This window comes from Mesorhizobium sp. M0910, assembly GCF_040319465.1.
GTDB lineage: Bacteria > Pseudomonadota > Alphaproteobacteria > Rhizobiales > Rhizobiaceae > Mesorhizobium.
The window spans coordinates 1-8,241 of record NZ_JAMYNZ010000036.1; the positions used below are offsets into that span (position 1 = coordinate 1).

The window sequence follows — 8,241 nt, forward strand, 5'->3', positions numbered from 1 at the left end:
AAGAGCGAGCCATCCGGATATGGTTCTCACCCAGCGTTTGGAGCATGGACGCGCGCACCAGTCGAGAGATGTAGCCCACCCAACCGATTCCCATTGCAAAGCTCGGCAGGATCAGGTGGACGAGCCCATCCACAAAGCCCTCGCCCGGCCCGATCGCCGGCAGCCAGCGTAGGGCGACGGCGAAGATCAGCAGTGCGTAGACCGCCATCACAAAGGAAGGTATCGCCATCGTAGATACCGCCATTACCCCAACTGCTTGATCGAGCAAGGAATTGCGCCGCATGGCAGAGTAGCAGCCTAGCGGCACGGCGATAGCGGCGGCCCAAAAGATCGAGATGAGGATCAGCTCGATCGTGTAGGGCAATTGCGCAAACACGATGTCGGCGACCGGCCTCTGGCTGAACACATCATAACCTAAATTGCCGTGGAGCAGTCCGCCGAAGAAGGTGGCGATCTGCACGAGAAGCGGTTTGTCGAGCCCCATCTGCTGGTGCAGCTCCACTTTCATTTCAGGCGTCGCCCGCGGTCCGAGCAGGACTGAGGCAGGGTCGCCCGGCACAGCATGGATCATCAGGAACAGAAGCGTCACCGCGATCACGATGATCGTGACCGCGAGGACCAACCTCCTACAAAGATAAAACAACATACTCCCGTCGCCGCCGCTTAAGCCGGCTTGAAGTCGACATATAAAGGCACGCCGTCCGGACGGGTCGCAGGCTGTACCTTGGTCGGGCGATACACGACAGCAGTAGCACCATTGGTCAGGAAACGGTTGGCGCCCGATTCCTCCAAGAGGTCCTGCATCTCGTAATAGAGCTTTGCGCGCTCGTTTGTATCCTCAATCGTCATTGCCTTGGCGTTGAGCTCGTCATAGCGGTCACTGCTGAAGCGCTCCCAATTCCAAATGCCCACTTGGGCTTTCACGAACGTCAACATGTAGTAAGAAGGATCAGGCAGACTGCTGTCGTTTCTGATAAAGAGCTGCACGTCCTTCCAGCGATCGCCTTCCGATTCCTGACCGATCGAATCATAGGAACCAGTGTCCTGGGCATTGACTTGGACAGTAATGCCGATCTGCGACAACTGCGCCTGGATCGTCTGAGCAATTATCCCAGGAATGCCACTGTTGTCGCAATCGAGGGTTAACTCCAGGTCGCTGACCCCGGCCTTGTCCAGGAACTCCTTAGCCTTGGCGAGGTCGCCTTCCGGTGGAATGAGGGCTTTTTCGCGATGTCCGACAATACCTGGCGCAATTGACCCGGTTGCCACGTTGGCCGCCCCCGCATAGGCGGTGTCGACGATCTGCGGCACATTGATGGCCCATTGAACTGCCTTGCGGACATGGATGTCCTTCAGCTTCGGGTTATCCATGTTCATGCCAAGCCAGATGGTGCGGAGCGAGGGATGCTCCTCAACCTTTGTATCGGGCGGCGGATTGCTTTTGAACGTTGCCAGTGAATCGAGACTGATCGTCGTGAAATCAACATCGCCGGCCAGATAGGCGCGTTCCGCTGTCTTAGTGTCATTAATCGGTACGATGCGGATTTCATCAAATCCGGGCTTGGGCCCAGACCAGTCCGGATTGCGGGTCAACAGCGTGTATTGATTTTGCTTCCACTCCGCGAGCACATAGGGTCCAGAGAACGCCGGCGGGTTCATGCCGAAATTGCCGCCGTCCTTGGTCGCCTTCATCACCGCCTGCTCGGACACGATATGGCCGGTAGCATAAGGGAATATAATGGTCCAGGCCGGCACGTACGGCGCCTTGAACACGATAACGCCCGTATGATCGTCCTCGATCTCGACATGATCCAATGTGCCAATATCAAATACGCCTGGTGCATTGTGCTTGATGATGCGTTCAAATGAGAACTTGACGTCCTTGGCAGTCATCTCACCATAGCCGCCGGTGAATTTGATGCCTTTCTTTAGGCGAAAGCGTATATGCGTCGGGTCGACCTGCTCGATCTTTTCCGCCGCCTCAAGATCCCAACCCCATTGAGAGCCTGGCTTGTAACGGGTGAGCTTCGAATAAAGGCAGTTCATTACGTTAACTTCGTAACTCCTGCCGTAAAAGCCAGGATCCAAAGTGCCAAGCTCCTCCGCAGCAGTGGCCTTGAGCACTTTTCCTTCCGCCGCCCAGATCACCTGCGAGAGTGGCATACCGCTAGCAATGATGCCACCGCCCAGGGCGGCTCCTGTCTTGAGAAGAGCACGGCGATCGATGTTCTTGACAATACCTTCCATAGTTTCCTCCCATGTTTTGTTTAGTTAGCTGCTGCGATTTCGGCCATCATGTGGATTAATGCTGGGAACAGGTCTAAGCTGTCACCGTCCTTGTTTTCGTGCACGGCCATGTAGACCACCGCGGTGCCGGTGTCGGGGTTGGCGACCAGGAACTGCCCCCCATGTCCCGCGTGACCAACAAAAGTGCCGTCCGTGGTCGTGTGTCGGCTATAGTACAACCCCTCGCGCGGCTTTGGCCAAAGTGGTCCTGGTTTGTGACGGGTTTCGTCGATGAAGGCGGCGTCGGCGACGCGGCGTCCGTCAATGCCCTCGCCCCGACGCGCGAAGAGTAGGGCGTAGCGCGCGAGATCACGGGCGGAAAGGCAGGCGCCCCCACCGAGCAACGGTGTGCCCTCGCGATCGCAGGCGATGTGGAAGGATCCCTCAAGGCCTGCCCCCTCCACGATCTCGATGAGCCAGTCGCGGAGCGACCGCTTGCTCACACGCTCGACAACCCAGCCGAGTACATCGCTGCTGGCCGATTTGTAGTCCGGGCCATCGATCCGATTGACAAGATCGTCTCCTGTGATGCCGCAGAGCATCGAGCGGTAAGTCGATCCTTTCCAATCTTCCGGCGCCAGACGCAAACCTACAGCGACCTCCAGGGTATTCCACGTCGTAGCAGCGTTGGGGTCGTCATCATCGCTATAGTCATTGGCGATATTCATGTCGGCTACCGCCCGGATGGTCGCCTCTCCATAGCCGGTGCCGATCTCGGGAAGGTAGTCCTTGACCCGTCGGTCGAGATCGAGAGCACCCGCTGCGACGCAGCGACCAAGCATGATGTTGACTATCATCTTTGTGATCGACATGACGGATTGCGGTCGGTCCGGCCCAAAGTCCGGAGCATAGGCCTCATAGAGGATGCGATCGCCGCGTGCCACGACGAAACCGGAGAAATGCGGCAACGACCGAAACCGCGCGACATCTGGTCGATCCCCGATCGTCCAGTCGATATCCTTCCTGAACGGCAGCACACGCGGGGAACGCAGTGACGTGACATAACGGGCCACAGTATGCAGGTTCTGAAAACCTTGCCGGCGGTGGTTCGTTAGATTCCAGTGCGGACTATTCTCGACCGGCGAGACGACCAGGTCCGGGTTGGGTATGGAGGCAATCGTCATAATGCAGGTATCCTGATTGGGTTCTTGACCGTGGATTCGATGGCCTGTCACAGATCATCCCTCGTTTCCTTCGAATGCTCGCTCCCACTTGCTCCGCGAGACGAGCCCTTTTACAGGGCTCGTCAGGGGCATTCGCGAGCTACACGAGCCACGAAGGTGGCAGATCGGAGTTGTCGTCACTCCGGTACTTACTTCATGCGGGACGCTCGAAAAGGTCGCGGGGTACGGTGGTCAGCAGCTCCGCGCCAGTATCGGTGACCCGAACAGTGTCGCTCAGCAAGTACTCTTCGCCGCGATCAATGAAAGTAGACTCGAAGTGGAAAGTCATATTGGCCACGATCTCGGTGTCGTTGTTAAATGCCAAACTAGGGCCATCGATAAAGCCGAGTCCCAGGGAGTAACCGAAGCGCCCCTCCTCCTTTATGAACCCGTACGGCCGAATAGCCCCTTGATATGCGCGCGCCACATCAGCGCAGGTCGCGCCCGGGCGCATAGCATCCACCACCGCATGGAACCCGGCCATGCCCGCCTCGTGCCGATGCTTCCGGTGTGGCGCAACTGGACCTACATGAGCAATCCGCGCCAATGCAACTGGGTACTGGAGCCGAGTCGCGCCACATAGCAGATAATATTCCTGCCCAGCCGCGAATACGTCGTCCTTCCACTGCTGATGTGGTGCCTTGGCGAACTCGCCGCCGCGGAGGTAAACAAAAGGCCCCGGTCCACCGGGAATGCTTTTCGTGCCGGCACAAAGCGCTGACATGGTCGCCGCGACTGCGTCAGGATGCCTAGCGCCGACGGCGATCTTGTCGATGCCAGCAAGTATAGCCCGTTCCGCGATCGTGGCCGCCTCGCGCATATAAATCAGTTCGCGCTCGGACTTGACCACCTTGCATGCCCCTACCAGGTCACTAGCGTCGATCGGCTCCTGACCTCCCAATGTTGCGACAAGCTTTCGATAGCTGAACACGCCCAGGCCGGACACTTCAACGCCGATACGTGTGGACGCCTTCACCTTGCTCTTGATAAATTGAGCGATGTATTCCCAGACGCTTTTCCCATCTGTGCCGCCTACGTAGCTTTCCGGATAAGCAATAATCCGATCTTTCGAAAGCCAGCATCCGGCTTCCGTCGCACCGTCAGCATCCATCTTCCGTAGGATAAAATAAGGATCGTCATCGAGCGTCACCAGCACAGCGTAATCGCTGGCATCGGGGGCGTCGCACCCGAGGAGATAGAACTGATCGGCCTTCGAGATGACCACCAGCGCGTCCATCCCTGAATTGGACATCAAAGCACGCACTTTATCGAGGCGAGCGCGATACTCCGACGTCTCAAACGCCTGCACAATGTTCCTGTCGTTCATACAGAACCTCCTCTCCAAATTTCGTTATTCTCGCGTTTGTCCAAAGTCCCTCCGTCGGAGCAGGGTTGGGAAAAGTCGTCGCACGTTGCTTGACTTCGACATCTCACTGTCGACATATTGTCGTGACTTGTCAAATGCTTTTTGCAGGGAATCGGCAAAATTGGCCGACGATTGGTTGTCCCGTAAGGACGAGTGTCGGAGCCGGTCCATTGGGGACTTGGTGGCCGTGGTCCCTCACCGCCCTCAAGACGGGATACCCACCCAGGAAGGCCGGAACGTATCCACAGGGTCGCGTCTCGCGCCCTCACGGCAATTGCAGAGGGGTCTTGCCGCCTGCATCCGACCGCTCGATGAAAGGCCGGTATTGTGTTCCCGTCTTGACGACGGCATGCGCCACCTACGCCATCTTGGCCGCTGTTAGGCCTTGCGCCGGCGATCGGCGTCGCCGACGACCACAACTCGGGTTCGCAGGAGCCGCAGATCGTCTGGTACCGCGCCACCATGGGCCGCGCTGATGAGAGCGTGATGATTGAGCTCACCGGATTTGCCGGCACGCTCAAGGCCGACCGTTTCAGCGGCTACAACCGGATCTACAAGGGCGGCGCCATTCGAGAAGCCGCCTGCCTGGCCCATCTGCGTCGCAAGATACTCGGCCACGGCACAACTTTTGTCGCGTTCTTCAAGGATCACCGCCTTTCCTCATCGGACCTGGAAGCCGAAAGCAAGCGGGTCGCGTTCGTCAACGAGAATGGTGTTGTAGCCGGTTATGCGCGCCCAGCCGGCGATGCTGGGCCGGATCGCGGAGCGGCCAGCGACCGTTGCCTCGCTCTCAACGCGACCGTGAAACAGCGTCCCGATGATGGATTCGTGCACGAAGGTGTCTCCGACCTTGAGCAGACCCTTGGCGACGAGCTGCGCCATGCGCGACGACGTGCCGGTCCCGCACGGCGAGCGGTCGATGGCGCGCTCGCCATAAAACACAGCGTTGCGCGCGTCCGCTTCCGGATTTTTGGCCTTGTCAACCCACATGACTTGGCCGACACCGGCGATGCGGTCGTCTTCGGGATGCACCGGCGCAACCTTTTCCTGGATGAGACGACGCACGAGCGGGCCGAAATGAAGGATCTCCGCGGCGCTCATGCTGTCGAGACCGGTCCAGTTCTTCTGCGGCTCGATGATGGCGTAGAAATCGCCGCCATAGGATACGTCCACCACCAGCTCACCCATGCCAGGCACGTCGATGATGGTATCGACGGCGTGCAGATAGGCCGGCACATTGAAGAGGCGCACTTCCTCCACAAAGCGGCCTTCGCGACGATATTCAATCTCGACGCGACCGACTGGAACCTCAACAGCAAGCTTGCCTTCGGTCTTTGGCACGATCAGGCCTTGTTCTAGAGCGACCGTCACGGTGCCGATGGTGCCGTGTCCGCACATTGGCAGGCAGCCGGAAACCTCGATGAACAGCACACCGATATCGCAATCCTCACGTGACGGCGGATAGAGAATGGAGCCCGACATCCCGTCATGGCCGCGCGGTTCGAACATCAGCGCCTGGCGAACCCAGTCGTGCTCGGCTTGAAAAATCTGGCGTTTATCGGCCATGCTGACATTGGGCAGGATCGGCGCGCCAGCGGTGACGACGCGCACCGGGTTGCCGCAAGTATGGGCGTCGACGCAGAAAAAGGTGTGAGGGTTCATGGCTTGGGCTCCCGGTTCAGGAAAAACGGCTGGCTGAGAATGGGCCGAGGTCGATCGGCGCGGTGCGGCCGGCAATCAGATCGGCAACGAGACGACCGGTGGTGGGGCCGAGCGTCAGTCCAATATGGCCGTGGCCATAGGCATGAATAATATCGGGGCGATTGGGCGAGGGGCCGATGACTGGCAGGCTGTCGGGCGTGGTGGGGCGATGACCCATCCACCGGGTGCCGCCTTCGGTTTTGAGCCCTGGCAGATAAGGACGGGCCAAGCGGGCCAGCGCATCGCTGCGGGCGTAATTTGCGGAAGCATCGAGGCCGGCAAATTCCGCTGCGCCGCCGATCCGCAGGCCTATGTCCATGGGAGTGGCGACGAACTTGCGTTCGGCGAAGATGACTTCCCGGGCAAGAGATACGCCGGAATTTGGAATGGTGATGTTGTAGCCCCGCTCGCTTTCCAACAGCACCCGGTCGCCGATGGTCGCCGCAAGCCGCGCAGACCATGCGCCTGCTGCGATGACCAGTCGCTCAAACGGCAGCTTCGTTCCGTCCGAAAGCTCAAGTGCAGTGCCGGCAATCGCTACCGCCTCGCCTTGAACGATTGTCGCACCGCGTGAGGCAACGTGTTCGCGCAGTGTGTCCACCACTCGCTTCGGGTCGGAAAAATGCGACCATTGCGGCGTCAGCACCGCACGAACGACCTTCTTTCCGAGCGCGGGTTCGAGCCGTCTTGCCTCGTCGCCATCCATTTCTTCGAAAATGCCGCCGTGGCAGCGGCGTAGTGCGCGGTCCGCGGCATCGGCGGCAAAGCCCGCTTCGGTTTCATACACCCAGAGTGCGCCCACGCGATGAAGTTCATGCGAAAGGCTGAGCTCGTCCAGCATCGGGAGGAAATCGTCGTAAACAGTCGCGGTCAGGGCTGCGAGCGCGGAGGTGAGCCGCAGCATTTCCCTATGCGAGCCGCTTTTCATGAAGCGTAACAGCCAGGGTACCAGCTTCGGAAAATGGCCAGGGCGCAAGGACAGCGGCCCGAGCGGATCGATCAGCCAGCCCGGCACTTTCCATATGAGCCCCGGGACGCTTGCGGGTACGATCTCGGTAACGCCAAGGCCACCGGCGTTGCCGAAGGAGGTCTTGTCGCCGGATGGATCGCGATCGACCAGCGTCACCGCGTGGCCCTCGGAAAGCAGCGCCAGAGCCGTGCTAAGGCCGACTATGCCGGTTCCAACAATGACGACATGGCTCATTCAGGACTTCCGAGATCGAGAGTGGAACAGGGCGACGGTCGACTTCCGCTGTCAGCCTTGCGGCCGTGAGTGTCACACCGGAGGATATCTAGAGTGGCTTGCAACCACCCACTCAAAAGCCAAAGCCTTTCCGCCAACGTCGCAGGATGGTGTCACGCTGTCTGCAACTTCTTGAACGGTGGCTTGCCATTCGAAATGGTGATTGCCAACCCTGCCCAGCAGGCAGACCTAAGTCATTACCTGCGAGAGTGTGCCGCTACCAATGATACCACCGCCCAAGACGGCTTCTGTCTTGAGAAGAGAGCGGCGGTGGATGTTCTTGACGATACCTTCCACAGTTTCGTGCCATGTTCCTTTTTAATTGGCTGCTGCGATTTCGGCCATCATGCGGATTAGAGGTGGGTAAATGTTCCCGTCATCACCGTCCTTGTTTTCGTGCACGGCCATATAGACCACCGCGGTGCCGGTGTCGGGGTTAGCGACCAGGAACTGCCCCCCATATCCCGCGTGACCAACAAAAG

The 8,241-nt window shown here is 59.0% G+C and carries 6 protein-coding genes and 2 pseudogenes; 1 reads left to right on the forward strand and 7 read right to left on the reverse strand.

What is annotated here, in order from left to right; translation table 11 throughout:
- The 5 genes and pseudogenes from NKH78_RS32325 to NKH78_RS32345 all read right to left on the reverse strand — a co-directional run.
- A partial coding sequence (locus NKH78_RS32325) for an ABC transporter permease (protein ID WP_352885195.1) occupies nucleotides 1-646 on the reverse strand: 646 nt, incomplete at its 3' end.
- 17 nt (nucleotides 647-663) lie between these two features.
- Nucleotides 664-2,247 (reverse strand): ABC transporter substrate-binding protein, encoded by a 1,584-nt coding sequence (locus NKH78_RS32330; RefSeq protein WP_352885197.1) that lies wholly within the window; start codon nucleotides 2,245-2,247, stop codon nucleotides 664-666.
- A gap of 20 nt (nucleotides 2,248-2,267) precedes the next feature.
- Nucleotides 2,268-3,410, reverse strand: coding sequence for a serine hydrolase domain-containing protein (locus NKH78_RS32335; RefSeq protein ID WP_352885199.1), 1,143 nt, complete (start codon nucleotides 3,408-3,410; stop codon nucleotides 2,268-2,270).
- Between the two features lie 193 nt (nucleotides 3,411-3,603).
- On the reverse strand, nucleotides 3,604-4,776 hold the full coding sequence (locus NKH78_RS32340; RefSeq protein WP_352885201.1) for a M24 family metallopeptidase: 1,173 nt from the start codon (nucleotides 4,774-4,776) through the stop codon (nucleotides 3,604-3,606).
- A 304-nt stretch (nucleotides 4,777-5,080) separates the two neighbouring features.
- Nucleotides 5,081-5,220: pseudogene (locus NKH78_RS32345) on the reverse strand (IS110 family transposase); the annotation flags it as partial.
- 57 nt (nucleotides 5,221-5,277) lie between these two features.
- Here NKH78_RS32345 and NKH78_RS32780 point away from each other — a divergent pair.
- Nucleotides 5,278-5,364, forward strand: a pseudogene (locus NKH78_RS32780) (hypothetical protein); the annotation flags it as partial.
- Nucleotides 5,365-5,475: 111 nt separating this feature from the next.
- Here the strand turns inward: NKH78_RS32780 and NKH78_RS32355 are convergent.
- Together NKH78_RS32355 and NKH78_RS32360 are read right to left on the reverse strand one after the other, a co-directional pair.
- Nucleotides 5,476-6,477, reverse strand: coding sequence for a 4-hydroxyproline epimerase (locus NKH78_RS32355; RefSeq protein WP_352885203.1), 1,002 nt, complete (start codon nucleotides 6,475-6,477; stop codon nucleotides 5,476-5,478).
- Nucleotides 6,478-6,493: 16 nt separating this feature from the next.
- Nucleotides 6,494-7,720 (reverse strand): NAD(P)/FAD-dependent oxidoreductase, encoded by a 1,227-nt coding sequence (locus NKH78_RS32360; RefSeq protein ID WP_352885205.1) that lies wholly within the window; start codon nucleotides 7,718-7,720, stop codon nucleotides 6,494-6,496.
- Nucleotides 7,721-8,241 lie beyond the last annotated feature (521 nt).

What these genes read in the sequence shown, in the direction of transcription:
- NKH78_RS32330 (WP_352885197.1), bottom strand. Translation starts at nt 2,247, where the DNA reads ATGGAAGGTATTGTCAAGAACATCGATCGCCGTGCTCTTCTCAAGACA.
- NKH78_RS32335 (WP_352885199.1), bottom strand. Translation starts at nt 3,410, where the DNA reads ATGACGATTGCCTCCATACCCAACCCGGACCTGGTCGTCTCGCCGGTC.
- NKH78_RS32340 (WP_352885201.1), bottom strand. Translation starts at nt 4,776, where the DNA reads ATGAACGACAGGAACATTGTGCAGGCGTTTGAGACGTCGGAGTATCGC.
- NKH78_RS32355 (WP_352885203.1), bottom strand. Translation starts at nt 6,477, where the DNA reads ATGAACCCTCACACCTTTTTCTGCGTCGACGCCCATACTTGCGGCAAC.
- NKH78_RS32360 (WP_352885205.1), bottom strand. Translation starts at nt 7,720, where the DNA reads ATGAGCCATGTCGTCATTGTTGGAACCGGCATAGTCGGCCTTAGCACG.